This window comes from Roseospira visakhapatnamensis, from assembly GCF_014197915.1.
In the GTDB taxonomy this organism is placed as follows: domain Bacteria; phylum Pseudomonadota; class Alphaproteobacteria; order Rhodospirillales; family Rhodospirillaceae; genus Rhodospira; species Rhodospira visakhapatnamensis.
Genome location: NZ_JACIGK010000007.1, coordinates 82,699 through 108,596, shown reverse-complemented (window position 1 = coordinate 108,596; position 25,898 = coordinate 82,699). Strand labels below are relative to the sequence as shown.

Annotated in this window: 23 protein-coding genes and 1 tRNA gene; 16 read left to right on the top strand and 8 right to left on the bottom strand. The window is 72.4% G+C overall.

Going from position 1 to position 25,898, the window contains the following annotated elements:
• Window positions 1-155: 155 nt before the first annotated feature.
• The 5 genes from GGD89_RS06295 (at window position 156) to GGD89_RS06275 (ending at window position 4,122) form a co-directional block, all read left to right on the top strand.
• Entirely contained in the window at window positions 156-563 is a 408-nt protein-coding gene (locus GGD89_RS06295) for a DUF952 domain-containing protein (protein WP_221238342.1), read from the top strand.
• Window positions 560-1,651, top strand: coding sequence for a quinone-dependent dihydroorotate dehydrogenase (locus tag GGD89_RS06290; RefSeq protein WP_184043269.1), 1,092 nt, complete (start codon window positions 560-562; stop codon window positions 1,649-1,651). Before GGD89_RS06295 ends, GGD89_RS06290 begins: the two co-directional genes overlap by 4 nt.
• The gene (locus GGD89_RS06285; protein ID WP_425503021.1) at window positions 1,648-2,541 is read left to right on the top strand and encodes a TIGR01459 family HAD-type hydrolase; all 894 of its coding nucleotides are present in this window, start codon (window positions 1,648-1,650) and stop codon (window positions 2,539-2,541) included. Before GGD89_RS06290 ends, GGD89_RS06285 begins: the two co-directional genes overlap by 4 nt.
• Window positions 2,542-2,692: 151 nt before the next feature.
• The gene (locus GGD89_RS06280) at window positions 2,693-3,460 is read left to right on the top strand and encodes an NAD kinase (RefSeq protein WP_184043268.1); all 768 of its coding nucleotides are present in this window, start codon (window positions 2,693-2,695) and stop codon (window positions 3,458-3,460) included.
• A 161-nt stretch (window positions 3,461-3,621) separates the two neighbouring features.
• Window positions 3,622-4,122, top strand: a complete 501-nt coding sequence (locus GGD89_RS06275; protein WP_184043267.1) for a PaaI family thioesterase — start codon at window positions 3,622-3,624, stop codon at window positions 4,120-4,122.
• A gap of 122 nt (window positions 4,123-4,244) precedes the next feature.
• Here the strand turns inward: GGD89_RS06275 and GGD89_RS06270 are convergent, their stop codons facing one another.
• From GGD89_RS06270 to GGD89_RS06245, 6 genes are all read right to left on the bottom strand, one after another.
• Entirely contained in the window at window positions 4,245-4,598 is a 354-nt protein-coding gene (locus GGD89_RS06270; protein WP_184043266.1) for a flagellar biosynthesis regulator FlaF, read from the bottom strand.
• Between the two features lie 288 nt (window positions 4,599-4,886).
• Window positions 4,887-6,419 carry a tripartite tricarboxylate transporter permease gene (locus GGD89_RS06265; RefSeq protein WP_184043265.1) on the bottom strand — a complete coding sequence of 511 codons (1,533 nt, stop codon included), beginning with the start codon at window positions 6,417-6,419 and terminating at the stop codon, window positions 4,887-4,889.
• Window positions 6,420-6,425: 6 nt separating this feature from the next.
• Window positions 6,426-6,899 carry a tripartite tricarboxylate transporter TctB family protein gene (locus GGD89_RS06260; RefSeq protein WP_184043264.1) on the bottom strand — a complete coding sequence of 158 codons (474 nt, stop codon included), beginning with the start codon at window positions 6,897-6,899 and terminating at the stop codon, window positions 6,426-6,428.
• A gap of 20 nt (window positions 6,900-6,919) precedes the next feature.
• Window positions 6,920-7,867 (bottom strand): tripartite tricarboxylate transporter substrate binding protein, encoded by a 948-nt coding sequence (locus GGD89_RS06255; protein WP_221238341.1) that lies wholly within the window; start codon window positions 7,865-7,867, stop codon window positions 6,920-6,922.
• A gap of 81 nt (window positions 7,868-7,948) precedes the next feature.
• Entirely contained in the window at window positions 7,949-8,983 is a 1,035-nt protein-coding gene (locus GGD89_RS06250; protein ID WP_184043263.1) for an NAD-dependent epimerase/dehydratase family protein, read from the bottom strand.
• Between the two features lies 1 nt (window position 8,984).
• A complete protein-coding gene (locus tag GGD89_RS06245) occupies window positions 8,985-10,454 on the bottom strand; it encodes an aldehyde dehydrogenase family protein (protein ID WP_184043262.1) in 1,470 nt (489 codons plus the stop codon).
• Window positions 10,455-10,591: 137 nt separating this feature from the next.
• Here GGD89_RS06245 and GGD89_RS06240 point away from each other — a divergent pair, with 137 nt between their 5' ends.
• Window positions 10,592-11,290: a GntR family transcriptional regulator gene (locus GGD89_RS06240; RefSeq protein ID WP_184043261.1), complete on the top strand. Its 699-nt coding sequence runs from the start codon at window positions 10,592-10,594 to the stop codon at window positions 11,288-11,290.
• Between the two features lie 282 nt (window positions 11,291-11,572).
• Here the strand turns inward: GGD89_RS06240 and GGD89_RS06235 are convergent.
• Window positions 11,573-11,649 (bottom strand) — tRNA-Asp (locus GGD89_RS06235).
• 399 nt (window positions 11,650-12,048) lie between these two features.
• Between GGD89_RS06235 and GGD89_RS06230 the strand changes: the two genes are divergently transcribed.
• Both GGD89_RS06230 and GGD89_RS06225 read left to right on the top strand, forming a co-directional pair.
• Window positions 12,049-13,341 (top strand): metallophosphoesterase family protein, encoded by a 1,293-nt coding sequence (locus tag GGD89_RS06230; protein WP_184043260.1) that lies wholly within the window; start codon window positions 12,049-12,051, stop codon window positions 13,339-13,341.
• A gap of 3 nt (window positions 13,342-13,344) precedes the next feature.
• Window positions 13,345-16,854 (top strand): YhaN family protein, encoded by a 3,510-nt coding sequence (locus GGD89_RS06225; RefSeq protein WP_184043259.1) that lies wholly within the window; start codon window positions 13,345-13,347, stop codon window positions 16,852-16,854.
• Between the two features lie 23 nt (window positions 16,855-16,877).
• Here GGD89_RS06225 and GGD89_RS06220 read toward each other — a convergent pair whose 3' ends face one another.
• Window positions 16,878-17,378, bottom strand: coding sequence for a DUF427 domain-containing protein (locus GGD89_RS06220; protein WP_184043258.1), 501 nt, complete (start codon window positions 17,376-17,378; stop codon window positions 16,878-16,880).
• Between the two features lie 175 nt (window positions 17,379-17,553).
• Between GGD89_RS06220 and GGD89_RS06215 the strand changes: the two genes are divergently transcribed.
• From GGD89_RS06215 to GGD89_RS06180, 8 genes are all read left to right on the top strand, one after another.
• Entirely contained in the window at window positions 17,554-17,931 is a 378-nt protein-coding gene (locus GGD89_RS06215; RefSeq protein ID WP_184043257.1) for a hypothetical protein, read from the top strand.
• Entirely contained in the window at window positions 17,931-19,103 is a 1,173-nt protein-coding gene (locus GGD89_RS06210; protein ID WP_184043256.1) for an extracellular solute-binding protein, read from the top strand. The genes GGD89_RS06215 and GGD89_RS06210 overlap by 1 nt, the downstream gene beginning before the upstream one ends.
• A 58-nt stretch (window positions 19,104-19,161) precedes the next feature.
• Entirely contained in the window at window positions 19,162-20,814 is a 1,653-nt protein-coding gene (gene ipdC, locus GGD89_RS06205) for an indolepyruvate/phenylpyruvate decarboxylase (protein ID WP_184043255.1), read from the top strand.
• 285 nt (window positions 20,815-21,099) lie between these two features.
• On the top strand, window positions 21,100-21,375 hold the full coding sequence (rpsT, locus tag GGD89_RS06200; RefSeq protein WP_184043254.1) for a 30S ribosomal protein S20: 276 nt from the start codon (window positions 21,100-21,102) through the stop codon (window positions 21,373-21,375).
• A 298-nt stretch (window positions 21,376-21,673) separates the two neighbouring features.
• Window positions 21,674-22,189 (top strand): FixH family protein, encoded by a 516-nt coding sequence (locus GGD89_RS06195; RefSeq protein ID WP_184043253.1) that lies wholly within the window; start codon window positions 21,674-21,676, stop codon window positions 22,187-22,189.
• 76 nt (window positions 22,190-22,265) lie between these two features.
• Window positions 22,266-24,743 carry a heavy metal translocating P-type ATPase metal-binding domain-containing protein gene (locus GGD89_RS06190; protein ID WP_184043252.1) on the top strand — a complete coding sequence of 826 codons (2,478 nt, stop codon included), beginning with the start codon at window positions 22,266-22,268 and terminating at the stop codon, window positions 24,741-24,743.
• Window positions 24,740-24,964, top strand: coding sequence for a cbb3-type cytochrome oxidase assembly protein CcoS (gene ccoS / locus GGD89_RS06185; protein WP_184043251.1), 225 nt, complete (start codon window positions 24,740-24,742; stop codon window positions 24,962-24,964). The genes GGD89_RS06190 and ccoS overlap by 4 nt, the downstream gene beginning before the upstream one ends.
• A gap of 126 nt (window positions 24,965-25,090) precedes the next feature.
• A complete protein-coding gene (locus tag GGD89_RS06180) occupies window positions 25,091-25,897 on the top strand; it encodes a Crp/Fnr family transcriptional regulator (protein ID WP_184043250.1) in 807 nt (268 codons plus the stop codon).
• The last annotated feature ends 1 nt before the right edge of the window (window position 25,898 follow it).

Here is a 25,898-nt window from a genome sequence, read left to right as displayed (position 1 = left end):
ATCGCCTCGACACCCGCCCCGGGGGCGGGGCGTGTCCGGGCGCGGAGGCGGCAGGACACATGGCGAGAGACAGGCCGCGCCCGGGTTGGTCCGGGCGCGGCGCCATGCCCCATTTCCGTTTCCCCCGGCCGATGTTCTGGATTAGGCTCCCGGCCATGACGCACGACACAGAACCTGTTCGAGCGGCGGAGGAGCCGCCGCGCCTGGTCTATCGGCTGTGCTCGCTGGACGATTGGCAGGCGGCCGCGACGGTCGGAGTCTTCCTCGGGTCCGATCAGGACCGCGCCGACGGGTTCATCCATCTGTCCGGCGCGGACCAGGTGCCCGAAACCGCGGGCCGGCACTATGCCGGTGTGCGTCCGTTGATGCTCTTGACCGTCGATGCCCGCCGGGTTGATGGCGAGGTGCGCTGGGAGGAAAGCCGGGGCGGCGCCCTGTTCCCCCATCTGTATGGCACCATTCCCCTGGAAGCGGTGCTGGCGGCGTACCGCCTCGCCGAGGACCGGGCGGGGCGTCTGATGGTCCCACCACTGATGACGATGCCGGGAGACCTGGGACCATGAAGGTTATGGATAAGGTTGTGGATGACATGTTCCTCAGCGTCCTCAAGTCGATGGACGCGGAGAAGGCGCACGACCTGAGCGTCCGGACACTGGCCCGGGGCATGGGGCCGACCCTGCCGCCGCCCGACCACCCGGCCCTGGGGGTCACCGTCTGGGGCAAGCGGTTCATCAACCCGCTGGGGCTGGCCGCCGGCTATGACAAGAACGCCCTGGTGCCCGACGCCTGCCTGCGCATGGGCTTCGGCCACGTGGAGGTGGGCGGGGTGACCCCGCGCGCCCAGGAGGGCAACGATCCGCCCCGCCTGTTCCGCCTGCCGGAGGACGGGGCGATCATCAACCGCATGGGTCTGAACAACGAGGGCATGGTGGTGGTCTATCAGCGCCTCGCCAAGCGGGTCCGCTACGACGACCGGGGGTTCGTGGGCGTCAACCTGGCCAAGAACGCCGACACGCCCAACGACCGCGCCGCCTCCGACTACGCGACCCTGGCCGCGCTGCTGCATCCCTATTGTGACTTCATGGTGCTCAACCTGTCCTCGCCCAACACAGAGGGGCTGTGCGAGCTTCAGGATCCGGCCTCGCTGCGCGCCATCATCCGCCGGGTGCGCGCCGCCACGCCGGACGACGCTCCGCCGCTGCTGCTGAAGATGTCGCCCGACCTGACCGAGGCCCAGATGGACGATCTGGCCGGCGTCGCCGTGGAGCCGGAGAACCCCCTGGACGGCATCATCTGCGTCAACACCACCACCACCCGGCCCGAGGGGCTGCGCAACCCGATCAAGGATCAGCCCGGGGGCCTGTCCGGCATGCCCATCAAGGCGTTGTCGCTGGCCCGGCTGCGGTCCATGGCCGATCGTCTGTATGGACGGGTGCCGCTGGTGTCGGTGGGCGGCGTGGACTGCGCCGCCGACGTGATCGAGCGCCTGCGCGCCGGCGCCAGTCTGGTGCAGCTCTACACGGCGCTCGCCTATTGCGGCCATCGCCTGATCCCGCTGATCAAGACGGACCTGATCAAGGCCATGAGGGAGCAGGATATCGGGTCGATCGAGGAGATCATCGGCGCCGACCTGCGGGGACAGGCGGCGTGAGCCCCCCGGTGACAGTGGGGATTCCCGTTCTCGATGGTCTGGAGTCGGTGGCGGCGGATCGGGATGGCCTGATTCTGGACCTGTGGGGCGTGATGCATGATGGCCTCACGGCCTATCCGGGCGTGGTCGAGGCGCTGGAGGCCATTCGCGCCGCCGGCCTGCGGACCCTGCTGCTGACCAACGCGCCGCGTGCCTCGGCATCCATCGTCGACAGCATGGCGGACATGGGCATCGCCCCCGATCTCTACGACGGCATCCTGTCGTCCGGCGACGCGGTGCGCGAGGACCTTCAGGCGCGCACCGATCCGGCGTTCGCGGCCCTGGGCCGGCGCTTCTGGCACCTGGGGCCGGACCGCGACCGGTCGATGTTCGAGGGTCTTGACCTGGACCAGGTGGAGACGCCGGAAGAGGCCACGTTCGTGCTCAACACCGGTCCGTGGTCGTTCAGCGAGACGGTGGCCGACTACCAGGCGCGTCTTGATCGCTGCCGGGCGCGCGCCCTGCCGATGATCTGCGCCAACCCCGACCGCGAGATCATCCGCGAGGGCAAGCGGGTGATCTGTGCCGGCGCCCTGGCGGCGCGCTATGCCGAGATGGGCGGGCCGGTGATCGATCGGGGCAAGCCGCATCCGGCCATCTACGATCGTGTCCTGGAGCGGCTGGGCATCACCGACCGGCGCCGGGTGCTGGCGGTGGGCGACGGGCCGCATACCGATCTGAAAGGGGCGGCCGCCGCCGGCATCGACGCCGTGTTCGTCACCGGTGGCCTGTGCGCCGAGGCCCTGGGCCTGTCCGCCTATGGTGAACGGCCCGACCCGGACCGTGTCGCCGCCTTGTGCGCGGCCGAGGGCCTGGCGCCGATCGCGGCGATTCCCGGACTGCGATGGTAACGGCGGCGGCCGGGCGCGGGTGAGCCTTGTGCCGCGATCCGGGGCCTCGCGGGTGGCGGCGCCACGAGTCGGGCCGGCCACGGACGTCAACGGTCATGGTGAATGACCGCTGAGATCAGACGCGCAACACACCCAGTCGTGGGACGATTGCATGACCCTGCACCATGTGGCGGTGGTCGCCGCCGACACGCCCGAGGCACGCGCCGCCCGGGACACCTTGCGGGCGCGTCACGGCGACGTGCCCCCGGATCAGGCCGACGTGATCGTGGCCCTGGGAGGGGACGGGTTCATGCTGGAGACCCTGCACCGCCACCTGGATCACAACGTTCCCATCTTCGGCATGAACCAGGGCTCCGTGGGCTTCCTCATGAACCGCTATCAGGAGGACGGCCTGCGCGAGCGGCTGCGGGCCGCCCAGCCGGTGGTCATTCATCCCCTGTCCATGCGCGCCGAGACGCAGGCCGGGGTACGATCCGAGGCCATGGCCTTCAACGAGGTCTCGTTGCTGCGCGAGACCCGCCAGGCGGCCAAGCTGCGCATCAGTGTCGACGACCGGGTGCGCCTGCCCGAATTGATTTGCGACGGCGTGATGGTGTGCACGGCGGCCGGCTCGACCGCCTACAATGCATCGGTGTACGGTCCGATCCTGCCCATGGGGTCCAATGTCATGGCGGTGACCCCCATCAGCGCCTTCCGCCCCCGGCGCTGGCGGGGGGCCATCCTGCCGCACACCGCCCGGGTGGGCATCCAGGTGCTGGAGGCCGGCAAGCGGCCCATCAGCGCCGTGGCCGACTATACCGAGGTGCGCGACGCGGTGACGGTGGAGGTTCGCGAGAACCGGGACGTAAGCGTGACCATGCTGTTCGATCCGGAACACAACCTGGAGGAACGCATCCTGGCCGAACAGTTCATGCCCTGAGAGGGACCGCGGCCGGTGGCGTCCGGATCCGCCGCGTGGTCGGCGGCGGCCGTGCCGGGGCACGGCGCACACGATAGACAGGTATTCTATCATACCATACACGTAAAACGGTTCGACTTCGAATCGAACAAAACCAAAACAGGAACGAATGGGGATCAAAGATGACCGACAGGGCCGTACAGGATACCTACCCAGAGGATCTCAGCCACTGCTATGGCTGCGGGCGCGTGAACAGCCAGGGCCACCAGCTCAAGAGCCATTGGGACGGCCGGCAAGCGGTGGCCCGGTTCGAGCCGGAGGGCCACCACACCGCCATCCCGGGGTTCGTGTACGGCGGCCTGCTGGCCTCTCTGATCGACTGCCATGGCACCGGCACGGCCTCGGCGGCGGCCTATCAGGCCGAGGGCCGACCGCTGGGGTCGGACCCGCCGATGCGGTTCGTCACCGCGTCCCTGCACGTGGACTTCCTGAAGCCGACGCCCTTGGGGGGGCCGCTGGATCTGCGCGGGGTGGTGGAGGAGCAGAGCGACCGCAAGGTGGTCGTCGCCATCACCATCGCCGCCGAGGGGACGGTCTGCGTCAAGGGGCAGGTGGTGGCGGTGCGCATGCCGGCGACCATGGCGCCCAGACCCGCGGCCCGCGCCGATGAACAGTGCGTCTGATACCACCGGTCATTGAGAATGACCGGTGCCCCCCGGCGCCTGCCCCGCGTCCGACGATGCCCGATGACGGACGGCGCGTCGCCCGGCGGCGCGCCGTCCTGCCCAGGGCGCGGCAGGGGAGGTCAGTTCGTGGTCGCGCGCGCGCGGCCTTCCAGCAGGCCCTCCGAGATCTGGAGGTTGGTGTTGATCATCGCTTCCAGGTCGTTCTTCGCGCCTCCGTCGCGGGCGGCGAAGGTCGTTTTCGTCACGAAGTGGGACAGCTGGACCAGGTTGTCCCGCACATCCTTGGGCAGCGGGTTGTCGTCCCGCGACACCAGGGTGCGGATGCCGATCCATAGCTTGAGGTTCGTGTCCAGCGCCGCCGCCAGGGTGTCCCGGTCGTTGCTTTCGATGGCGCGGGACAAGGCGAGCGCGGCCTGGGTGAGGGCGTGGGCGTCTTCCTCGATCGCCGACAGGGCGTTTTGATCGTAAGCCATGATCCTGGTGTCCTTCGCGGCGGTGGAGAACAGGGAGTCAGCACGTCTTGATGACGAATTCGGGACGCAATGATTACCATAGCGCGATACCCGGATGATGGTACCATATCTCGTCGCCGAGGCCACCCGGGCAATACCCCCAAAAGTGTTCCGGGTCCCCCCCGTGTCCTGGCCTGGACGCCACGCCGGCGGGGTGTCGGCCCATGGCGGAGAACCGGCATCTCTGTGTGATGGCGCCTGGAATGGGCGTCCGCGATGGTGTGAGTGCCGCGCCCGTCCGGGACCGCCTCACGGCGCGGGGCGCGTCTCCCGGCGCGGGTGCCGGCGGCGCAGGCGCCGCGCCAGCGGCACCAGGACCACGGCCCCGGTCATGGCGATCAGGACCCAGGTGATGGGCGAGCCGACCAGGATCGTCGCGTCGCCGGTCATCAGCAGCACCGCCCGCCGGGCATTGCTTTCCGCCATCGGCCCCAGGATGGCCCCGATGATGATCGGGGCCAGGGGGAATCCGGCGCGCGTGAGCATCACGCCGACGCCGCCGATGCCGAGCATGATCCAGACGTCGCTCATGGCGTTCTGGGTGGCGTAGGCGCCGATGGTGGTGACCACCAGGATCATGGGCGCCATCACGGCGGGCGGAATGCGCATCGCCCGCGCGAACAGGCCGGCGCCCAGCACGCCGACGATCAGCAGGATGGGCGCGGTGAGCAGCATTTCCCACATGAACCCGTGCACGATCTCGGGATTGTTGCGGAACAGGGCCGGCCCCGGCTGCAGGCCGTGGATCATCAGGCCGCCCAGGATCATGGCGGCCACCGAATTACCGGGCACGCCCAGCGTCAGGGCGGGGATCATGGCGGCGGCGTTGTCGGCGTTGTTGCCGCACTCCGAGGCCGCCACGCCGCGCGGGTCGCCCTCGCCGAACCGGTTGTCGCGGCGCACCCAGCGCCGCTCCTGGGTCCAGCTCAGGAAGCTCGCCAGATTGCCGCCGGCCCCGGGGATGATGCCGATGATGATCCCCAGAAGGCCGGACCGCAGCCAGGTCGGCACCAGCCCGGACACCAGGCGCCAGGACAGGCCGGGACCCGCGCCGGCCCCGACTTCGCGTCCGGCGCCGGCCCCGGCGTCGGGGTCGCCGGCGGCGCGGCGCCGGGCGGTCAGCAACAGGTCGAGCGCCGGCGGCACGGCGTAGAGGCCGGTCAGCAGAATGATCAGGTTGACGCCGCCGGCCAGGGCGTCGAGGCCGAGGGTCAGGCGCTCCTGTCCGCTGATCGGGTCGATGCCGACCAGGCCCACCAGCACCCCGAGGATGGCCGAGACCAGTCCCTTGAGGGGATCGCCCGACATCAGCATGGCGATCGAGGTCAGGCCGAAAACCGCCACCCAGAAATATTCGGCCGGCCCGAAGTGCAGGGCGAAGCGCACCAGCACCGGCGCCAGCAGGATCAGCGACAGGGCGCTCAGGAACGACCCCAGCGCCGAGGACAGCAGCGCCACCTGAAGCGCGAGGCGCGCCCGCCCGGTCCGGGCCATCGGAACGCCGTCGAAGGTGGTGGCCACGCCCGAGGGCGTGCCCGGTATGCCGACCAGGATGGCCGGGATGGCGCCGCCGTACATGGCGCCGTTGTAGAGGCCGGCCATCAGGGCGAGCGCGTTGATCGGCGCCATGCCATAGGTGAACGGCAGCAGCACGGCGATGCCCAGGGTGGCGGTCAGGCCGGGCAGGGCGCCCAGCACGATGCCCGCCGCCACCCCGGCCACCATCGACAGCACGATGACCGGGTCGAGAACCAGCGGCAGGGCGGCGAGGAACGGGTCCATCCGGGCTTACCCGACCATCAGGTCCCGGGGCAGCGGCAAGCGCAGCAGCACCGAGAAGACCACGTACAGTCCGGCGACGAACACGATCGTCACCGGCGCGAGCAGGCGGACGCGCCGCTCGCCGCCGCCCAGCCATGCCAGCAGGGGCAGGAAGGCGAGGGCGGCGGTCAGCAGCCCGACGACGTCCGCCGCCAGGATGTAGCCGGCCAGCAGGATCAGTCCGATGGCCTGGATCCGTCCGGGACGGACGTCGACCGGTCCGGTCCCGGTGCCGGTCGCCCCGGTGGTTGCTCCGGACCCGCCGGCGCGGCGCAGGCTCAGAAGCAGGGAGAGGGCCGCAACCCCCACCAGCGTCACGCCAAGGGCCATGGGAAACAGCGCCGAGGGACCGTCGAGCCGCAGTCCCTCGGTGACCGCATGGATGCCCAGGGCGATGATGCCCCCGTGACCGAGGATGGTCGTCGGCGTGTTCGTGCGCATGCGGACCTCCCGACCCGGTGTTACTGCCAGGGATTGTCCGCCCACAGCGCGCGATAGGACGTGTCCAGGGTGTGCAGATGCGCCGCGAAGGCGTCCGGTCCCATGAAGTTGTCCACCGTGAACTGTTGCGCGAGCGCGTCCTTCCACGCCCGGGAGGTGGCCACGCGCTCCACCGCCGCCGCCACCGTGGTCACCAAGGCGTCCGGAACGCCGGCCGGGAACGCCACGCCCCGCTCGGACGTCATGGTGACGTCCCAGCCGGACTCGCGGACGGTCGGGATGTCCGGGGCGAGATCCGTACGGTCGCCGCCGAAGTGGGCCAGGATGCGCACGCTGTCGGTATAGGGCATCATGCCGCCCAGGTTGATCGCGGCCATCGACACATGTCCGCCCATCAGGGCGATGCGCGCCGGGCCGGAGCCCGGGAACGGCACCGGGGTGAGGTCGATGCCGGTGGCCTGCTCGAAATACACCACCGCCAGGTGGTCGTCGGTGCCGACGCCGGTGATGGCCACCGTCACCGAGGCCGGGTTCTCCGCCGCGTAGGCGACCAGGTCCTCCAGCGTCCGGAACGGGCTGTCGTGGGCGACGGAGAACGCCGACGGATCCTCGATCAGGTTGGCGATGGGCATGACGTCGTCGAGGCTGACGCGGGTGTCGCGGGTGATCGGGATCGTGATCGCCGGGGGTACGTTGAGGATGCCCATGGTGTAGCCGTCGGGCTCGGCGGTGGCGATGGCGGTGTAGCCGATCTCGCCGCTGGCGCCGGGCCGGTTGACGACGACGATGTCGGTGCCGAGTTCCTTTTCCAGCAACGGGGCCAGCGTGCGCGCGGTGGTGTCGGTGCCGCCGCCCGGGCTGTAGGCGACGATCAGGGTGATGGCCTGCTCGGGCCATTCGGCGTGGGCGGCCGGACTGGCGAGCGCGAGCGCGGCGGCGGACAGGATCGTGACGGTCTGGACCTTCATGGTGCGATGTCCTCCCTGGGGTGATCGCGTCTGTCGTGCCGCCCGGCCCGGGACGCGGCGTCCGGGACCGGACGGTCGGCGTCAGTCGGGTACGGTGGCCGGGTCCAGGCCCCGGCGCCGGGCATGGTCCTTGAGGAGCCGCCGGATCCCCTCGTCCAGGGGCATGAGGGGCTGCCAGCCCAGGAGCGCCTTGGCCAGGGTGTTGGTGAAATGCAGGCCCGGCCCGGTCGGCAACCGCACGCGGTCGCTGTCCTCCAGGTAGTCCGGCGCGGCGTCGCGGCCGATGAGGCGGCCGATCAGGCTCACCAGGGCGGCCGTGGAGATGCCCTCGCCACCCGAGACGTTGACGGCGGCGTCGGTCTGGTCGCCGTCCAGCGCCAGGCACAGGGCCCGGGCCACGTCGCCCGCATAGACGAAGTCCTTGCTTTCCGAGCCGTCCCCGAACAGTTGGGGCCGCAGGCCGGCGATCAGGCGGTCGAAGGTGTCGAGGATGTACAGGGCGTTGGCGGCCCGGTCGTGCTGACCCTCGCCATAGACGGTCGAGAACCGCAGGATCAGGTAGTCGAGGCCGTGCCTCGCCTTCCACATGCGGCACAAATGCTCGCCGATGATCTTGGAACTGCCGTAGATGGCGGCGGCCGGCGGGATGCCGTGGTGATGGTGCGGTTCCGTCTCGCCGACCGGGCCGCCGATGTCGTAGCCGTAGACGCCGTTGGAGGAGGCCAGCACCACCTTGGCGACGCCGCGCAGGCGTGCCGCCTCCAGGAAGTTCAGGTGGCCCCGGATGTTCAGGTCCAGCGCCGCCGCCGGATCGCGCGACACGCCGATGGTCATGACCGCCGCCAGGTTCACGGCGCGGTCCACATCGGCCATGTGCTCGACGATCTGCGCCCGCCGCGTCAGGTCGCCGGGGACCATGGTGACGCGGGCGTCCGCCGTCAGGACGCCCAGCGAATCCCGGGCATCGACGGCCAGCGGATCGAAGACGATGACCTCGGCCACGTCGCGCTCCAGCAAGGCCCGCGTCAAATGACTGCCGACCAGCGAGGCGCCGCCGGCCACCAGGACGCGGGCGCCGGCGAGGCGATGGGGCGTGGCGGTCCGGGTCCGGTCCATGTCACGCCTCCCCGCGCGCGGGGGCGCGCGGCGCGTCCAGGCCCACGCTGATCGACTTCAGGCCGCCATACAGCCGCAGGCCCTGGCGCCCCTTCTCCCGGAGCAAGCCGCTGTCCTTGAAGCCGCCGAACGGCGCGGAAATGCTGGAGCGCTTGTAGCAGTTGATCCAGACCGACCCCGCCTGGATGGCCCGGCCGACCCGCCAGGCCCGATCGAACGACCCGCTCCAGATCCCGGCGGCCAGCCCGAACACGGTGTCGTTGGCCAGCTCGATCGCCTCGTCCTCGTCGCGGAACGGGATGCAGGCCAGGACCGGCCCGAAGATTTCCTCCTGGGCGCATCGGGCCGTGTTCGGGAGGCCATCGATGACGGTGGGCCGCAGGTAGGCGCCGGCCGCCAGCGCGGGGTCGTCGGGGCGGCCGCCCCCGGCGCGCAGCCGCCCGCCGTCGTCCCGGAGCGCGATCCGGATGTAGGACTCGACGCGGTCGCGATGCCGGGTCGAGATCAACGGCCCCATCGCCGTGTCCGGATGGTCGGGGGGACCGACCCGCAGGGCGTCGGCCCGCGCCGCCACCCGGGCGATGAACGGCTCGGCGATGGACGCCTGCACCAGCAGCCGCGACCCCGCCACGCAGGACTGGCCGGCCGATCCGAAGATGCCGGCGGTGACGGCGTCCAGGGCGCGGTCCAGGTCGGCGTCCTCGAAGACGATGTGCGGGCTCTTGCCGCCCAGCTCCAGCGCCGCCGGGATGATCTTTTCGGCGCAGACGCGGCCGATCGCGCGTCCGGTCTCCGTGCCTCCGGTGAAGGAGACCATGCGCACCAGCGGATGGCCGACCACGGCCGCGCCCGTGGTCTCCCCCCGGCCCGGCAGCACGGTGAGCAGCGCGGGCGGCACGCCGGCCTCGACGCACAGGCGGGCCAGGTGCAGGGCCAGGTGCGGGGTTTCCTCGGACGGCTTGATGACCACCGCGTTGCCGGCGGCGAGGGCGGGGGCGGCCTTCTGCCCCTCCAGCATGATGGGGGAGTTCCAGGGTGTGACCAGGGCCACCACGCCCAGCGGTTCCAGCACCGTCATCGACACGGACGGGCCGCGCGGCGGCGTGACCTCGGTCTCCTCGCATTCCAGCACGGCGGCGTAGTAGCGGAAGGCGCCGGCGGCGGCCGTCACCATCCGGCGGCATTCCGCCAGCGGCTTTCCGCAGTCGCGCATCTGATGGACCGCCAGAGTGTCGCGCGCGCCGTCGAGGGCGTCGGCCACGTGGGCCAGCACCCGGGCCCGCTCATGCGGGAGGCGGTGAGGCCAGTCCGACCGGCACCAGGCGTCATGGGTGGCCCGCACGGCCTGGTCGACACAGCGCGCGTCGGCCGCGCAGCAGGTGCCCGCGATGGTCCCGTCCGCCGGGTTGATACTCGTGATGGTCTCGTCGGTCTTCTCGGCTTGACCACGGACCCACAGCGGAGTGACCATTTTTAACTACCTTGTCGCGAAGATGTGAACGATGTCCAATCAGTGGCAAAAGTCGTTCCGCGTGAGCAAGGTGAATATTATCAATTATATGGCCGCCGATATTGTTGGGACTATTGTTAACAATGTGAGGAATCGGCATGGACAAGGAAACGAAGAGTCAAGGTCAAATTTTGGTGGTCGTTCAGGAACTTGAGCGTGCGATAATTTTTGGACAAATGCTGCCAAGGCAGAGGATAACTGAAGATGAAATTGTCCATGGTATGAATGTTAAACGACACGTCGCTCGCGGCGCCCTCATGGAACTTGAGCGGCTCGGCATGATTACCCGGGAGCCGTTCAAGGGTGCCGCCGTGCGTTTCTTTTCACGTCAAGATGTTCATGATCTGTATGAGGTGCGCGAGGTTCTGCACCAGCAGGCCGCCCTGCGCATCCGGCGGCTGGACGACGCCGCCTGGATCCAGGCGTTGGAGCGCCTGCAACGCGACCACGAGCGGGCGGTGGCCGGTCTCGACCTGATGGCGGTGTTCACCGCCAACAAGGCGTTCCACGACACCCTGTTCCAGGGCACCGGCAATCGGTACTTCGTGCGTGCCATCGAATACTCGAACGCCCTCACCCACTGCATCCGCTCGCACGCCCTCAAGCACCCGCAGTTCCTCAGCCGGGCCTGCGAGGAGCACCGGGCCATCACGGCGCTGGTCAAGGCGCGGGACCTGTCGGCGCTGGCCCGGCTGTGCCTGGATCACATGCAGCCGGCCCGGCGATACTATGAGGAGAAGTTCTGCGATCCCCCCGCCGTGGCGGCCGCTGGCGACACCCCGGCCTCGGGGGTGTGATGGCGTGAGTCGCGCGGTCGTGGCGTGATCGGCGCCGGCGTGCGGGGATGGTCGCGAGCGCGCGATGACCGGGCACGGATCCAGATGGGGGTGGCGACCGGCGCGCCTTTGTCTGGATCGGCCGGTCCTGTCGGCCCGGGGGGGGTGAGGCGTCTTTGCGCCGGACACGACGATCCCGGCGCCCCGCGATCCTCAAGACCAGGGCCGTCGGCAAACGCAAAAAAACCCAACACCGGCACCGGCCGCCGACCTTGGGTTTTTCGGATCAGGTTTTTTGAGGAGTGGCGCGAGTGACCGGACTTGAACCGGCGACCTCTGGCGTGACAGGCCAGCGCTCTAACCAACTGAGCTACACCCGCATCTGCTTCCGCGTCAGCGGAGGCCGGCTATGTATCAAGCCCGGCTGGGGGACGCAAGCGGTTTTTCCGGGCGCGACCCTCGGCGGGATGATGGGCGGGGGCAGGCCGTCCGTCCCGGCGGCGCGCGGCTTGGGCGATCCCTTGGTCCCAGGCGGGCGCCCGTGGACAACATAAGGGCTTGCATTTCGGCAGGGGGCCAGGGACGATTTTGGCCGTGACCGGTTGCGGTCAGACCGCCGACATCCATCGCTGATAGGGGAGACCCATCATGGTTGCTGGGTTCAGGAGAGCGGGTCACCGCTTCGCCGGCCTGACGCTGGCCGCCGCCGGCCCCGGCCGGCGGATTGAATGACACCAAGGGCGGCAAACCGGCCCCCTGATTCGGCGTGAGGCCCCGGCATGGCGGACTTCCATTTCCTGCACGCCGCCGACATTCACCTGGACAGCCCGCTCCGGGGGCTCTCGGCCTACGAGGGCGCGCCGGTCGAGCGCTTCCGCGCCGCCACGCGCGCGGCGGTCCGCGCCCTGGTCGACACGGCCGTCGATACCGGCGCGGCCTTCGTGGTCATCGCCGGCGACCTGTATGACGGCGACTGGCCGGACTTCGGGACCGGCCTGTTCCTGGTGCGCGAACTGCATCGCCTCAAACAGGCCGGCATTCCGGCGGTGGTGCTGTTCGGCAACCATGATGCCGCCAACCGCATCACCCGCGCCCTGCCCTGGCCGGACACCGCTCATCGGTTCCCGGCCGACCGGCCGGACACCATCCGTCTGGAGGCGCTCCGCGTGGCCCTGCACGGCCAGAGCTTCGCCACCGCCGCCGTGACCGAGAATCTGGCGGCTGGCTATCCGCCGGCGCTGCCGGGCTGGCTGAACATCGGCGTCCTGCACACCGCCCTGGAGGGCCATGCCCGCCACGCCGCCTACGCGCCCTGTTCGCTCGCGCAACTGGCCGGTCACGGGTATGACTACTGGGCGCTGGGCCACGTGCATGACCACGCCATCCTCGGCCGCGAGCCCTGGGTGGTGTTCCCGGGTGTGCTTCAGGGCCGGCATATGCGCGAGACCGGTCCCAAGGGCTGCGTCTCGGTGACCGTGCGCGACGGCCGGGTGACGGAGGTGACACCGGTGGTGCTCGACACGGTGCGCTGGCTGGTGACCGAGGTGGACGCCGAGAACCGCGCCGATCCGGAGGCCCTGGGCGCGGCCTGCGCCGAGGCGGTGCGCGCGACCGTGACGACCGAGGCCGACGGGCGCCCGGCGGCGGTGCGCGTGCGTCTGCGGGGGACGACGCCGGCCCATGCCGCCCTGGCGGCGGACCGGGAGGCGCTGGAGGCCGACCTGCGGGCGCGGCTGGTGGATCTGCCCGACCTGTGGCTGGAGTCGGTGCGGCTGGAGACCCGGCCGCCCGCCGGCGCGGTCCCGGCGGCGGCGTCCGAGGCCGCCGACCGGCTGGCCGCCCTGCTGGCCGACGCCGACCGCGATCCGGCGCTCATCGAGGCCCTGGAGGCCGTGTTGCGTCCCCTCCATGACAAGCTGCGCGGCGACCTGGGCCGGCTGGACGCGGACCCCGACGCCGCCGAGGACCTGCCGCTGCTGGCGGCGCTGCGGGCCGGCGATACCGCCGCCCTGGTGCGCGCGGTGCGGCCGGACGTGCAGGGCCTCGGGTCCGGCCCGGGGGGAGACGGCTGATCCATGCGTCTGGCCCGCCTGCACCTGGAGAAGTACGGCCACCTGACCGACGCGACCCTGGACCTGTCGGCGCGGGCGCCCGACCTGCACCTGATCCTGGGGGCCAACGAGGCCGGCAAGTCCACCACCCAGGCGGCCATCGCCGACCTCCTGTTCGGCTTCGGCCACAAGACCCGGTTCGACTATCGCCACGCCCAGGCCGACCTGCGGGTCGGCGCCCGCCTGGAGGCCGACGGCGTGTCGCTGGACGCCTGGCGGCGCAAGGGGCGCGCCGACACCCTGCTCGGGGCGGACGGCGCGGTTCTCGACGAGGCGCCGCTCGCCGCCCTGCTGGGAGGCGTGGAACGGGCGGCGTTCGAGCAGCAGTTCAGCCTGTCCCACGATCGCCTGCGCGCCGGCGGCCAGGCCATGCTGCGGGCCGACAGCGACCTGGGGCGGGTGCTGTTCCAGGCGGGGGCCGGGCTGGAGGGACTGGGCGCGCGGCTGGACGCGCTGGAGGCCGAGGCCGACCGGCTGTTCAAGCCCCGGGGCCAGACCCAGGTGGTGGCGGTGGCCTGGAGGCGCCGGACCGAGGCCCTGCGGCGCCAGCGCGAGGCCACGGTGTCCGACCGGGACTACGCCGCCGCCCGGCGCGCGGCGGCCGAGGCCCAGGCGGCGCGCGAGGCCGAATCGGCCCGGCATGGCGCCCTGCACGCCCGGCGCGCGCGGCTGGAGCGGGCGCGGCGGGTGAGTCCGCTGCTGTCCGGCATCGACGCGGCCCTGGACGAGCGGCGCGAACTGGCCGACGCACCGGACCTGCCCGCCGACACCCGCGACCGCCTGACGGCCGCCGCCCGCGCGGCGGAGGCGGCCCGGGACAAGGCCCGGGACGCGGCGGAAGCGGCGGCCCGGGCGCGCGCGGCGCGGGACGCCATCACGGTGGACGAGGCGCTGCTGGCCCGCGCCGACGAGATCGCCCTCCTGCTGGACACCCGCCGCGGCCGCTTCGTCACCGCCGAGGAGGACGGCCCCAAGCGCGAGGCCGAACGGCGCGCGCATGAGGACACCATCCGTGCCCTGGGACGCGAGGTGGGCCTGCCCGGCCTCACGGCGGCGACGGTGGCCGATCATCGTCCCACCCGGGCGCGCATGGCGACGCTGCGGACCCTGGCGGCGCGTCATGCCAGCGTGGCCCCGGCGGCGGCGGCGGCGGCGCAGGCCCGGGACAAGGCGCGGCACGCCCTGGCCCGGGCCCGGGCGGAGGTCGAGGCCATGGGGCCGGGGCCCGATCCGGCGGCGCTCGTCCAGGTGCTGGATGCCGCCACCGCCGATCCCGGCCTGGGGGAGCGCCTGCGCGGCGCCCGCGACCGGGTCGACGGCATCCGCGACGAGATCGAGCGGGCGCGGGCGGCGCTGGCGCCGCCGGCGCCCGAGGGCACCGCCCGCGCCGCCCTGCCCATGACGGCGGCGGCGGGCGCCATGGCGGAAACGCTGGCGGCGCGGGACGCGGCCCTGCAGGACCTGCGCCAGCGGCGGGACGATCTCGACCGGGATCGCGCCGACAAGGACCGTCAGCGCCGCGACCTGGTGGAGCACGGGGGAGCGGTGCCGGAAACGCGCCTGACCGAGGCCCGGGACCGCCGCGACGCGGGATGGGCGCGGCTGCGGGGCCGGCTGGCCGAGGGCGTGGTTCCCGAGGAGGCCGCCCTTGACGCCCATGCCGCCGCCCTGGCCGAGGCCGACCGGGTCGCCGATGACCGCTTCGCCGCCGCCGCCACCTCGGGGCAACTGGCCGCGCGCGAGGCCGACCTGCGTGCCCTGGACGCCGCGCGCGCGGGTGTGGCGACGGCGATCGCCGAGGCCGGGGAGCGCCGCGCCGCCCTGTTGGAGAGCTGGCGGGCCGCCTGGGCGGGCAGCGGCGTGGACCCGGGGCCGCCGGCCGTCATGGCCGCGTGGCTGCGGGCGCTGGAGGCCGTCGAGGCCCTGGCGGTGGATCTGGCGCGGGCGGAGGCGGACCGGGCGGACCTCCAGGCGGTGGAGACACGGCATCGAGTGGCGCTGGGCCGGGCCCTGGCCGACCTGGGGGAGGCGGGCGCCGAGGACGAGAGCCTGACCGAGCGGGTGCGGCGCGCCCAGCGGCTGCGAAGCACCCTGGATCAGCGGGTCCACGCCCGGACCCGGGCAGAGGACGCGGTGCGGCGCCTGACCGAGGCGGAGGCCGAGGCCACGACCGCCGCGACCGCCGCCGGCCGGGCGCTGGACACCTGGCGCGCCGACTGGGCCGCCGCGCTGGCCGCCTGGGTGCTGCCGGCGGAGACCGATCCGGCCGCCGTCGACCCGGTGCTGGACGCCTGGGACACCATCGGCCGGGCGCACGACGCCATCGCCGGGGCCGATGGCCTGGCCCATCGCATCGCCACCATGCACCGGGACCAGATGGTGTTCCGGGACGACCTCGCGCGGCTGCTGGCGGCGGTGGCGCCCGATCTGGCCGATCAGCCACCGTTGCGCGCCGCCCAGGCCCTGGGCGAGCGGCTGGAGACGGCGCGCACGCAGCGCGCCCGGCGCGAGGACGCGGCCGGTCGGGTCGACGCCTGTGAGGAGGCCCTGGCGACGGCGCGCGACGGCGAGCGCCATGCCCACGCGGCCCTGGCGGCGAGTCTGGCGCGCCTGGGGGTGGAGACCGTGGAGGCCGCCGCGCCCATCCTGGACCGGATCGAACGGCGCGCCGCGCTGGACGCGACGGTGTCGGCGGCGCGCGCGCGCCTGGCCGAGGCCGGGGACGGCCGGACCGAGGCGGATGTGCGGACCGAGGTCGCCGGCCTGGCGGCGGACGGGATCGCCGAGGGGGACGTGGATGCCATCGGCGCCCGCCTGGACACCGTGGCCGAGGACGAACGGCGGGCCTTCGACGCCGTGCAGGCGCTGAGCGAGGAACTGGCCCGCCATCGGGCCACCGTCGAGGGGTTCGATCAGGCCGGCGCCGCCGCCGCCGAGGCCGCCGAGGACGCCGAGCAGGCTCGCGCCGAGGCTTTGCGGGCCGCCGAGCGCGCCATCCGCGTCCGGGCCACGGCCACGCTGCTGCGGCACGCCATCGCCCGCTATCAGGCGGAGAACGAGGCGCCGTTGCTGAGCCGCGCGGGGGCCCTGTTCGGCGCGCTCACCCTGGGGCGGTATGGCGGCCTGCTGGTGGACCGCGAGGATCCGGACGCCCCCAGCCTGCGGGCGCGCCCCGCCGACGGCGGCGCCACGGTGCCCATGGAGGGCCTGAGCGACGGGGCGCGCGACCAGCTTTTCCTGGCGCTGCGGCTGGCGGGGCTGGAGGCGCTGCTGGCGCGGGGGACGCGCCTGCCGTTCATCGCCGATGACCTGTTCGTGCATTTCGACGATGCTCGCGCCGCCGCCGGCCTGCGGGTGCTGGCCGACCTGGCGGCGCGGACCCAGGTGCTGGTGTTCACCCACCACCGCCATCTGGTGGACCTGGCGGAGGCGGCGATCCCGGGGCGGTTCGCGCCGCGGGACATGGGGGCGTGAGGATGGTCCGGGCGGGGCGCTCGCTACCAGCCCCAGGTGCCGGGCGCGCCCTTGAACGGTCCCACCACCCGCGCGGTGATCCAGCCCCCGTAGAAGTCCCCGGCCTGGGGGTGGACCGGATCGTCGCCCACGAAGCAGGCATCCACCCGGTTGGCGTAGAAGGCCAGGGCGTCGCGCAGATCGGCGAGCGCGGGGGGCGGGTCGGGGTAGCTCCAGGCGGCGTCCCGCGACCGGCGGTTCCCCGCCATCAGGGTCCAGTATGTGGCCGTTCCCTTGAACTCGCAGACCGTGCGCCGGTCCGAGGGCTCCAGCCGGTCGACGCGGACGTCGGCGCGCGGGATGTAATAGACCGGGGGATGGCTGGTCTCCAGCAGGCGCCAGCCGCGCGTGGTCTCGGCCACGGTCTCGCCGGCGAAGAGGACGCGCAGCCGATCGGCGACCGGTTCCAGGCGCGGCGGTCGCGGATAGTCCCAGACCGACTCCTGACCCGGACCGGGCACGACGCGACGGTGTGACGAGATCATGGCAAGGGCTCCATGGCGAGGGGCAGTGTCCCTGATACCCCCCTGGTACTCCGGGGCGCGCGGACTGGATCACGGAGGGGCTTCGCCCGAGCGGACCTTGGCGATTCCCGGCGGACGCGGATGGCGGGATCCGCTACGGTGGGGGCCGTTCGAGCCTGACAGCATGGGAACCCCGATGTCCGCGCCTTCCGTCCTGCCCCCGTCCGGCGGCCCGCTCCAGGATCCGCCGCCCACCGACCACGACCGCACCGCCCGGTCGATGGTGATCGCCGTTCATAGCCTGTACCTGGCGGCCATTCCGATTCCCCTCGTGCCGCTGCTGGTCGGCGTCGCGCTGGCCTACATGGCGCGCGGCGCGTCGGCCGCACCCTGGCGCGGCCATCTCGATCAGGCGATCGCCACGTCCTGGATCTGCGCGCTTCTGTTCCTGATCGGCGTGCCGCTGCTGCCCTTCTTTTTGCTGGGGGTCATTCCCATGACCCTGGCGGTGGTGCTGTTGGTGTTCAGGGCCACGCGCGGCCTGTTGCGCGCCCTGTCCTGGCAGGGGGTGTGATGGCCGGCCGCCTGCCCCCGACGATCGGCCGCCGCCGCGTTCTGCGGATGGGCCTGGTCGGCGCGGGGCTGGCGGCCCATGGAATGGCGCGACCGGCGTGGGCGGACCATCCCCGGCGCCTGCGCCTGCTGGCGTTTGACGGGCAGTGGCCGGAGGCGGTCCGCGACCGGCTGTCGCGCGACCACGGCCTGACGCTGGATGTGACCTGGGCCGCCGATGCCGACGAGGTGTGGGAGCGTGTCCGCCTGGCCCGCGACGGTCATCCCGCGCCCGGTGTGGACATGCCCTTCGACCTGATGTGCCTGGGTCTGGAGGACGTGGCCCGCTGGCGCGCCGCCGACCTGCTGGCGCCGCTGCCGGCCGACGCCCTGGCACCGGTGGCGGATGCCCTGCGCCCGGTGCTGGCCGCCCATGGCGCGCTGGACGCGGACGGCACCGCCGTCTGGGCGCCGCTGGCCCTGGGCGCGACCGTGATGCTGGCGGTGGGCGAGGGCGCCGAGTCCCTGGCCGCGCGTCCGGACGGTCCGCCGGGGTGGGACTGGCTGCTGTCGGACGCGCTGGCCGGGCGTGTGGCCCTGGAGCCGCACGCCGCCGTGTGGATCGGCGTGCGGATCGTCGATCCCGACGGGACGCGGCTGTCCGAGGCGGAGACCGACAAGGCCGCCGCGCGTGCCCTGTTCCGGGACGTGGATGCCGCCCTGAAGCCTTACCGGGCGGCCCTGGCCGACGTCTGGACCGATACCGTCACCTTCGATCACCGCTTCCGGGGGGCGGCGGCGCCGGCCCTGGCCGGCTGCGCCTGGGACGGCCTGGCCCGCGCCCTGGCCGTGGCGTCGACCGCCGCGCCGGTGGCCGCCGTCGTCCCCGCCGAAGGCGCGCCGGGCTGGCTGGACGGGCTGGCCATCCCCCGGGGCGCCGTGTTTCCCGAACGCGCGGCGCGCCTGCTGGCCGCCCTGGCGGTGCCGGAGACGGCCGCCGCCTGGGGGGCCGCGACCGGCTGGTTGCCGGCCGATCCCCGGGCCTGGCCGGCCCTGCCCGCGCCCATGGGGGCCTGGGCCGAGTCGGTGCTGGCGGCCGGTGACGGGCTGTCGCGGCTGTGGATCCCGCCGCGCCTGACGGGACCGGCCGCCGACGCCTTCGATGCCAGCCGGTCCCGGTTCGAGTTTCCATGACCGGGCGTGTCCGGCCTCGTCCCGCGCTCCTGTCGACAGCAACACGGCGGACCCAGCCATGACTCAACCGCTTGCCCGCGTTCTGATCCATGCCCTGGCCGACCACGGCGCGCGCGAGGTCTTCGGCATTCCCGGCGACTTCGCCCTGCCGTTCTTCCGTCATCTTGAACGGTGCGGCCGGCTGCCGCTGTACACCCTGTCGCACGAGCCCGGCGTGGGCTTCGCGGCCGATGCGGCGGCGCGCTGGCACGGGGGGCTGGGCGTGGCCTGCGTGACCTACGGCGCGGGCGCGCTGAACATGGTCAACCCCATCGCCGGGGCGTTCTCGGAAAAGTCCCAGGTCGTGGTCATCTCCGGCGGGCCGGGCGTGAGCGAGGGACACCGGGGCGGGCATGACGGCCTGCTGCTGCATCATCAGGCCAAGACCCTGGACAGCCAGCTTCAGGTGTTTCGCGAGATCACCTGCGATCAGACCCGGCTCGACGATCCCCAGCGGGCGCCGGTCGAGATCGCGCGCGTGCTGCGCAGCTGCCGCGAGCAGAGCCGCCCGGTCTACATCGAGATCCCGCGCGACCAGGTGGACGTTCCCTGTGACCCTGTGGCGGCGCTGCCGCCCTCGCCGGTGGAGGCCGAGGCGGTGGCCGCCTGCGCCGACGAGGTCATGGCGCGCCTGGACCGGGCCGAACGGCCGGTGCTGCTGGTGGGGGTGGAGGTGCGCCGCTTCGATCTGGAAGCGCGGGTCGGCGACCTGGCCCGGCGCCTGGGCATCCCGGTGGCCACCACCTTCATGGGGCGGGGCCTGCTGTCCCAGGAACCGGTGCCCTCCATCGGCACCTACATGGGCCTGGCCGGGTGTCCGGAGATCAGTCGCGTCGTCGAGGAGTCCGACGCGCTGCTGATGCTGGGGGTGCTGCTGTCGGACACCAACTTCGGCGTCTCCGGCGAGCGCATCGACCTGCGCGCGGCGATGCTGGCCGCCGACCGGGCGGTGCGCGTCGGTTTCCATGCCTATCCCGATATCCCGCTGGCCGACCTGATCGACGCCCTGCTGGATCGCGCGCCGGTCGAGCCAAGCGTCTGCGCGGCGATCCCCGCTCCGGCCTTGCCGCGCGACCTGGTGGCCGACGACGCCCCGGTCCACCCGCGCGACATCGCCGCCGCCGTCAACGATCTGTTCGACCGCGCCGGCCCCATGCCCATCGCCGCCGACATGGGCGACTGCCTGTTCACCGCCATGGACATGCGCCATACGCCGCTGGTGGCGCCGGGCTACTATGCCACCATGGGCTTCGGGGTGCCGGCCGGGCTGGGGATTTGCGCGGCCAGCGGCCGCCGGCCGCTGGTGCTGGTGGGCGACGGGGCCTTCCAGATGACCGGCTGGGAGCTGGGGGTGTGCGCCCGGCATGGCTGGGCGCCGCTGGTGGTGGTCTTCAACAACGCCAGTTGGGAGATGCTGCGCACCTTCCAGCCGGACTCGGGGTTCAACGACCTGGAGGTCTGGCAGTTCGCCCGGCTCGCCGAGGCCCTGGGCGGGCGCGGCCATCGCGCCACCACCCGGGCGCAGTTGCGGGCCGCGCTGGACGCCGCGCATGCCGACGAATCGTGCTTCCAACTGGTGGAGGTCATGCTGCCCAGGGGCGCCATCTCCGACACCCTGGCCCGCTTCGTCGGGGCCATCAAGGGCGCCAACCGCCCCATGGGAACGCGATGACGAGCGGCCCCGACCCGGCCTCCACGCGGGGTCGGTGTTCACGGTTGACGGCACCGCGCCCCACGCCTATAAACGCGACCTTCCGACGGCTTTCCGGGCGGCCCCATCGGGTGCGCCTCCCGTCGTGTGGTCTCGAAAGCGGTTTCCCCTCGCGGGCGGGACCGGACAAGCGGATCACGCGGATGTCCCCTGGGGCCGCCCCTTGGGACAGGTCGTCGCGTCACCCCATCGCCGCGTGCCACCGGGCCCGCGTTGAGGCAGAACAGTTCAGGGACGTCGAACCCCATGGCCCATCATTCGTCGGCTAAGAAGCGCATCCGCCGCAACCAGCGCCGTTTCGAGATCAACCATGCCCGCATCAGCCGAATCCGTACCTTCATCAAGAAGGTCGAGGTGGCGCTGGCCAGCGGCAATGCCGAGCAGGCCCGGGATGCGTTCCGCGTGGCCCAGCCGGAAATTCATCGCGGCGTGAGCAAGGGCGTGCTGCATCGCAACACCGCCGCGCGCAAGCTGTCCCGCCTGGCCACCCGGGTCAAGGCACTGGACACGTCCGCGGCCTGAGCCGGGGCTCCGCCGGCCGCGCACGGGGTCGGCGGTTCATGATCCATACGGGTTCGACAGGGCTCGCTGCACCAGGGCAGCGGGCCTTTCGTCGTTTCCGTCCGGCCCGCGCCCCTGGCCGCGATGAGACGGGTCACGATGATCGGACGCTTGGCCCGGCCGGGCCAACGCGGTATCAAACGTGTGATGATTACAATTCCTGGGCCGCCCGGCCGCTGATCCCGATCCTGAGGCGGGACACGGCATTGGGGAGGGCGGACGGCCTGCCTCCACCACCCGCCAGGGAGCCGGTCGAGCCATGCGCGCCAACAGTATTCCAGCCCGTCCGCGTGGCTGGTGGATCCCCTATACCTTCGTCGGCGGCTTCGCCGTGGTTCTGGTCGCCAATCTCGCGCTGCTGTATTTCGCCACCACCACGTTTTCCGGACTGACCACCCGCCAGGCCTATGTGGAGGGGCTGGCCTACAACGACCGCGTCGCCGAGGACCAGGCCCAGGCCGCCCTGGGCTGGACCCTGGACGTGGCCTTGTCGTCCGAGGTCACGCCGCTTCCCGACGCGGCCGGGCGGGCGGCCACGCTGCGGGTGACGGCCGAGGACGCCGGGGGCCGGCCCCTGGACGGCCTGGTCATCACGGCCCTGGTGCGCCGCCCGACGCAACAGGGCCTGGACCAGACCGTGACCCTGGCCCCGGTCGGCCCCGGGGCCTATCGGATCCACCTGACCTTGCCCAAGCCCGGTGTGTGGGATCTGGTGTTCACCGCGCGTCGGGGCGACGAGACCTTCCGTCTGCGCCGCCGCCTGAACGCGGCGTGACGCGGTGGGCGCGACAAGCCTCCGGCCGGCGCCGCCGCCGCCCACCCTCCCGCCGGCCGGGGTCGACGGCGCGCCCGTGCCCCCCGGTGGCTGGACCACCTGCCGCCATTGTGGCGGCCCGATCGGGGGCGACGGTGCCGCCGACGCCCCCCCCGGGTTCTGCTGCGCCGGCTGCGAGGGTGCCTTCAAACTGCTCCGGGGCGAGGGGCTGGAGCGGTACTACGCGCGGCGCTGCCTGGATCCCGGCACGCGCCTCCTGAAACCGGAGGCCGAGGACGCCCTTCCCCCCTACGCCACGCATGTGACCGTCGACGAGGCCGGCGAGGCCACCCTCCATCTGATGGTCGAGGGGTTGCACTGCGCCGCCTGCGTCTGGCTGATCGAACGGTTGCTGACGGCCCGGCCCGAGGTGACCCACGCCCGCGTCAACATGACCACCCGCCGCCTGACCCTGCGCTGGCGCGCGCGGGCGGCGGACGCCGAGGCGGAAACCGGGACCGGAGACCACGGCGCCCGGCGGGTGCTGGATCCGGTGCTGGCGGTGGGCTATCGCCTGGTGCCCTATGATCCGGCGCTGCTGGGGCGCGAGACCAACCGGGCGGAACGCGCCCTGCTGCGGGCTATGGCGGTCACCGGTTTCGCCACCGGCAACGTCATGCTGTTCTCGGTGTCGGTCTGGTTCGGCGGCGACATGGGACCGGTGACGCGGGACCTGATGCACTGGCTGTCGGCCCTGATCGCGCTGCCGGCCATCGCCTATGGCCTCCGCCCCTTCGCCCGGTCCGCCGTCACGGCGCTGAGGGGCGGCCGGGCCAACATGGACGTGCCCATCACCCTCGCGGTGCTGCTGGCCAGCGGCATGAGCCTTTGGGAGACGGCGCGCGGCGGTCCGCATGCTTATTTCGATGCCGCCGTGATGCTGCTGTTCTTCCTGCTGATCGGCCGCTTCCTGGACAGTCGCGCGCGCGGCCGGGCTCGCGCGGCGGCGGAACACCTGCTGACCCTGTCGGGTGTCTCCGTCACCGTCCTGGAGCCCGACGGCACCACGCGCGGCCTGCGCCCGGACGTGGTTCCGGTCGGCGCCACGGTGCTGGTGGCGACCGGCGAGCGGATCGGGGTGGACGGTCTGGTCGCCCAGGGGGTGAGCGACCTCGACGCCAGCCTGATCACCGGCGAGACCGTGCCGCAGCGGATCGCCGCCGGCGATCGCGTGTTCGCCGGGACCCTGAACCTGTCGGCGCCGATCCGGGTGACGGTGGACGCGGTGGGCGAGGGCACGTTGCTCGCCGAGATCGTGCGCATGATGGAGGTGGCCGAGCAGGGGCGCGCCCGCTACGTCGCGCTCGCCGATCGGGTGGCGCGGCTCTATGCCCCGGTCGTCCACGCCCTGGCGCTGGCCGCCTTCCTGGGATGGTGGCTGGCGGGCGGCTTGCCTTGGCAGGAAGCGTTGCTGATCGCCGCCGCCGTGCTGATCATCACCTGCCCCTGCGCCCTGGCCCTGGCGGTGCCGGTGGTGCAGGTGATCGCCAGCGGCCGGCTGCTGCGCGAGGGGACATTCCTGAAGAACGCCACGGCGCTGGAGCGATTGCGCGAGGCCGATACCGTGGTTCTGGACAAGACCGGTACGCTAACGCTCGGGCGGCCGAAGCTGAGCCGGCGGGCGCCGGGGGCGGGGGGCGGCTGGACGCCCGACGACCTGCGGCTGGCGGCGGGCCTGGCGGTGCACAGCCGCCATCCGCTGGCGCGCGCCGTCGCCGCCGCGTCCCCCGAGGCGCGACCGCTGGAGGGCGTGCGCGAGCACCCGGGCGAGGGCCTGTCGTGGCCGGGGCCGGATGGTCCGGTCCGGCTGGGTTCGGCGGCCTTCTGCGGCGGGCCGGCCGACCTGGGGGAGACCGGCGGGGCCGCCCCGGGGCCCACCCTGTGGCTGCGACGGGGGGCGGGCGATCCGGTACGCTTCCGGTTCGCCGATTCGCTTCGCCCGGATGCCGCCGCCACGGTGGCGGCGCTCTCGGCCCGGGGCCTCCAGGTGGAGCTGTTGTCCGGGGACCGGCCCGACGTGGTCGCCGCCGTGGCCCGCGCCGCCGGCATCGAAACGTGGCGGGCCGGTCAGACGCCCGCCGACAAGGTCGCTCGCCTGGACGCCTTGCGGCAGGCGGGCCGGCGGGTGTTGATGGTCGGGGATGGCCTCAACGACGCGCCCGCCCTGGCCGCCGCCCATGTGTCGGTGTCTCCGGCCACGGCGGTGGACGTCAGCCAGACCGCCGCCGACGTGGTGTTTCAGGGGGACCGGCTGGCGCCCGTGGTTTCGGCGCTGGCGGTGGCCGCGCGCGCCGATCGCCTGGTGCGCCAGAATCTGGCGCTGGCGTTGCTGTACAACATGGTCACCGTGCCCCTGGCCCTGGCCGGGATGGTCACGCCCCTGATCGCGGCGGTCTCCATGAGCACGTCGTCGGTCGTGGTCATCTCCAATGCCCTGCGGCTGGCCCGGCGCGCGGGTGCGCGTCCGTTGCCGCCGGCCCTGCCCGCGACGACGGCCGACGAGGCACATCCATGAACGCCCTGCTGATGCTGATTCCCCTGGCGCTGCTGCTGGGTCTGCTGGGGTTGGCGGCCTTCCTGTGGGCGCTGCGGTCCGGCCAGTTCGACGACATGGACGGGGCGGCCCATCGCATTCTGTTCGATGACGACGACGACCAAGACGGCGACCAAGACGGCGATGACCAAGACGGCGATGACGGGGAGGGACCCGGCGGCACAGGGCCGTCGCGCCCATGAGTCCCGGGGATCGGCCTGGGCCCGCTGGTTTCGCGTGGTCGGGGTTCCATATCAGGAGTGCGTGATATAAATTGACTCAGATCAATGTCGCGTGCCTCTCGCGCACGGGTCATCACGGGAGATATCATGGCCATCTCGTACAGGGCCGGCCCGGTCGCGGTGGGCCGGAGACTGGGTCCGGAAGAGTTCGTGTCCGTCCGGACCGCGCATACCCACGACCCCCTGGGGGACTGGGGTCCGTGTGGGGCCTGCGATCTGGGGCCGCTGTCGTTCTGCGCCAACATGGGCCGGGGCACGGTCTCGTCCCTGGCGCGGGTGCAGTGCACCCTGCGCTATGACGCCCAGGACACGATGTTCCGCGAGGGGGACGACGGCACGGCCGTCTATGTGCTGATCGCCGGGGCGGTGAAGGTCTACAAGCTGATGCCCGACGGGCGCCGGCAGATCACCGGCTTCTTCTTTCGGGGCGACATGTTCGGGTTCTGCCTGGAAACGGCCTATGCGTACACGGCCGAGACCATCTCGCCCGTGCTGGCCTGCCGTCTGCCCATGACGCTGTTGAGAACGCTCTCGCAGACGGCGCCCGAGGTGCAGCACCGCATCATGCTGCGCATGATCGGCAAGCTGGCGACCTTCCATGACCATGTGCTGCTGCTGGGGCGAAAGACGGCGCGTGAGCGGGTGGCGTCGTTCCTGCTCAGCCTGTCCGATCGGGCGTGCCGGCGCGGCGAGCCGCCGTCGCCCCTGGTCCTGCCCATGGGACGGGCGGACATCGCCGATCACATCGGGCTGACGGTGGAGACCGTCAGCCGGGCCATGACGCGGCTCAAGCGCGACGGTCTGCTGGACCTGCCCAGCCCCGGTCTGGTGGTGCTTCGCCGGCCGAAGGCCCTGCGAGGCATCGCCGACGGCCTGACGCCGGAGGCGGCCTGAC

What these genes read in the sequence shown, in the direction of transcription:
- GGD89_RS06270 (WP_184043266.1), bottom strand. Translation starts at nt 4,598, where the DNA reads ATGGCTTACGATCAAAACGCCCTGTCGGCGATCGAGGAAGACGCCCAC.
- rpsT (WP_184043254.1), top strand. Translation starts at nt 21,100, where the DNA reads ATGGCCCATCATTCGTCGGCTAAGAAGCGCATCCGCCGCAACCAGCGC.
- GGD89_RS06280 (WP_184043268.1), top strand. Translation starts at nt 2,693, where the DNA reads ATGACCCTGCACCATGTGGCGGTGGTCGCCGCCGACACGCCCGAGGCA.
- GGD89_RS06260 (WP_184043264.1), bottom strand. Translation starts at nt 6,899, where the DNA reads ATGCGCACGAACACGCCGACGACCATCCTCGGTCACGGGGGCATCATC.
- GGD89_RS06240 (WP_184043261.1), top strand. Translation starts at nt 10,592, where the DNA reads ATGGACAAGGAAACGAAGAGTCAAGGTCAAATTTTGGTGGTCGTTCAG.
- GGD89_RS06245 (WP_184043262.1), bottom strand. Translation starts at nt 10,454, where the DNA reads ATGGTCACTCCGCTGTGGGTCCGTGGTCAAGCCGAGAAGACCGACGAG.
- GGD89_RS06255 (WP_221238341.1), bottom strand. Translation starts at nt 7,867, where the DNA reads ATGAAGGTCCAGACCGTCACGATCCTGTCCGCCGCCGCGCTCGCGCTC.
- GGD89_RS06225 (WP_184043259.1), top strand. Translation starts at nt 13,345, where the DNA reads ATGCGTCTGGCCCGCCTGCACCTGGAGAAGTACGGCCACCTGACCGAC.
- GGD89_RS06290 (WP_184043269.1), top strand. Translation starts at nt 560, where the DNA reads ATGAAGGTTATGGATAAGGTTGTGGATGACATGTTCCTCAGCGTCCTC.
- GGD89_RS06195 (WP_184043253.1), top strand. Translation starts at nt 21,674, where the DNA reads ATGCGCGCCAACAGTATTCCAGCCCGTCCGCGTGGCTGGTGGATCCCC.
- GGD89_RS06210 (WP_184043256.1), top strand. Translation starts at nt 17,931, where the DNA reads ATGGCCGGCCGCCTGCCCCCGACGATCGGCCGCCGCCGCGTTCTGCGG.
- GGD89_RS06265 (WP_184043265.1), bottom strand. Translation starts at nt 6,419, where the DNA reads ATGGACCCGTTCCTCGCCGCCCTGCCGCTGGTTCTCGACCCGGTCATC.
- GGD89_RS06215 (WP_184043257.1), top strand. Translation starts at nt 17,554, where the DNA reads ATGTCCGCGCCTTCCGTCCTGCCCCCGTCCGGCGGCCCGCTCCAGGAT.
- GGD89_RS06275 (WP_184043267.1), top strand. Translation starts at nt 3,622, where the DNA reads ATGACCGACAGGGCCGTACAGGATACCTACCCAGAGGATCTCAGCCAC.
- GGD89_RS06250 (WP_184043263.1), bottom strand. Translation starts at nt 8,983, where the DNA reads ATGGACCGGACCCGGACCGCCACGCCCCATCGCCTCGCCGGCGCCCGC.
- GGD89_RS06230 (WP_184043260.1), top strand. Translation starts at nt 12,049, where the DNA reads ATGGCGGACTTCCATTTCCTGCACGCCGCCGACATTCACCTGGACAGC.
- GGD89_RS06220 (WP_184043258.1), bottom strand. Translation starts at nt 17,378, where the DNA reads ATGATCTCGTCACACCGTCGCGTCGTGCCCGGTCCGGGTCAGGAGTCG.
- ipdC (WP_184043255.1), top strand. Translation starts at nt 19,162, where the DNA reads ATGACTCAACCGCTTGCCCGCGTTCTGATCCATGCCCTGGCCGACCAC.
- GGD89_RS06295 (WP_221238342.1), top strand. Translation starts at nt 156, where the DNA reads ATGACGCACGACACAGAACCTGTTCGAGCGGCGGAGGAGCCGCCGCGC.
- GGD89_RS06180 (WP_184043250.1), top strand. Translation starts at nt 25,091, where the DNA reads ATGGCCATCTCGTACAGGGCCGGCCCGGTCGCGGTGGGCCGGAGACTG.
- ccoS (WP_184043251.1), top strand. Translation starts at nt 24,740, where the DNA reads ATGAACGCCCTGCTGATGCTGATTCCCCTGGCGCTGCTGCTGGGTCTG.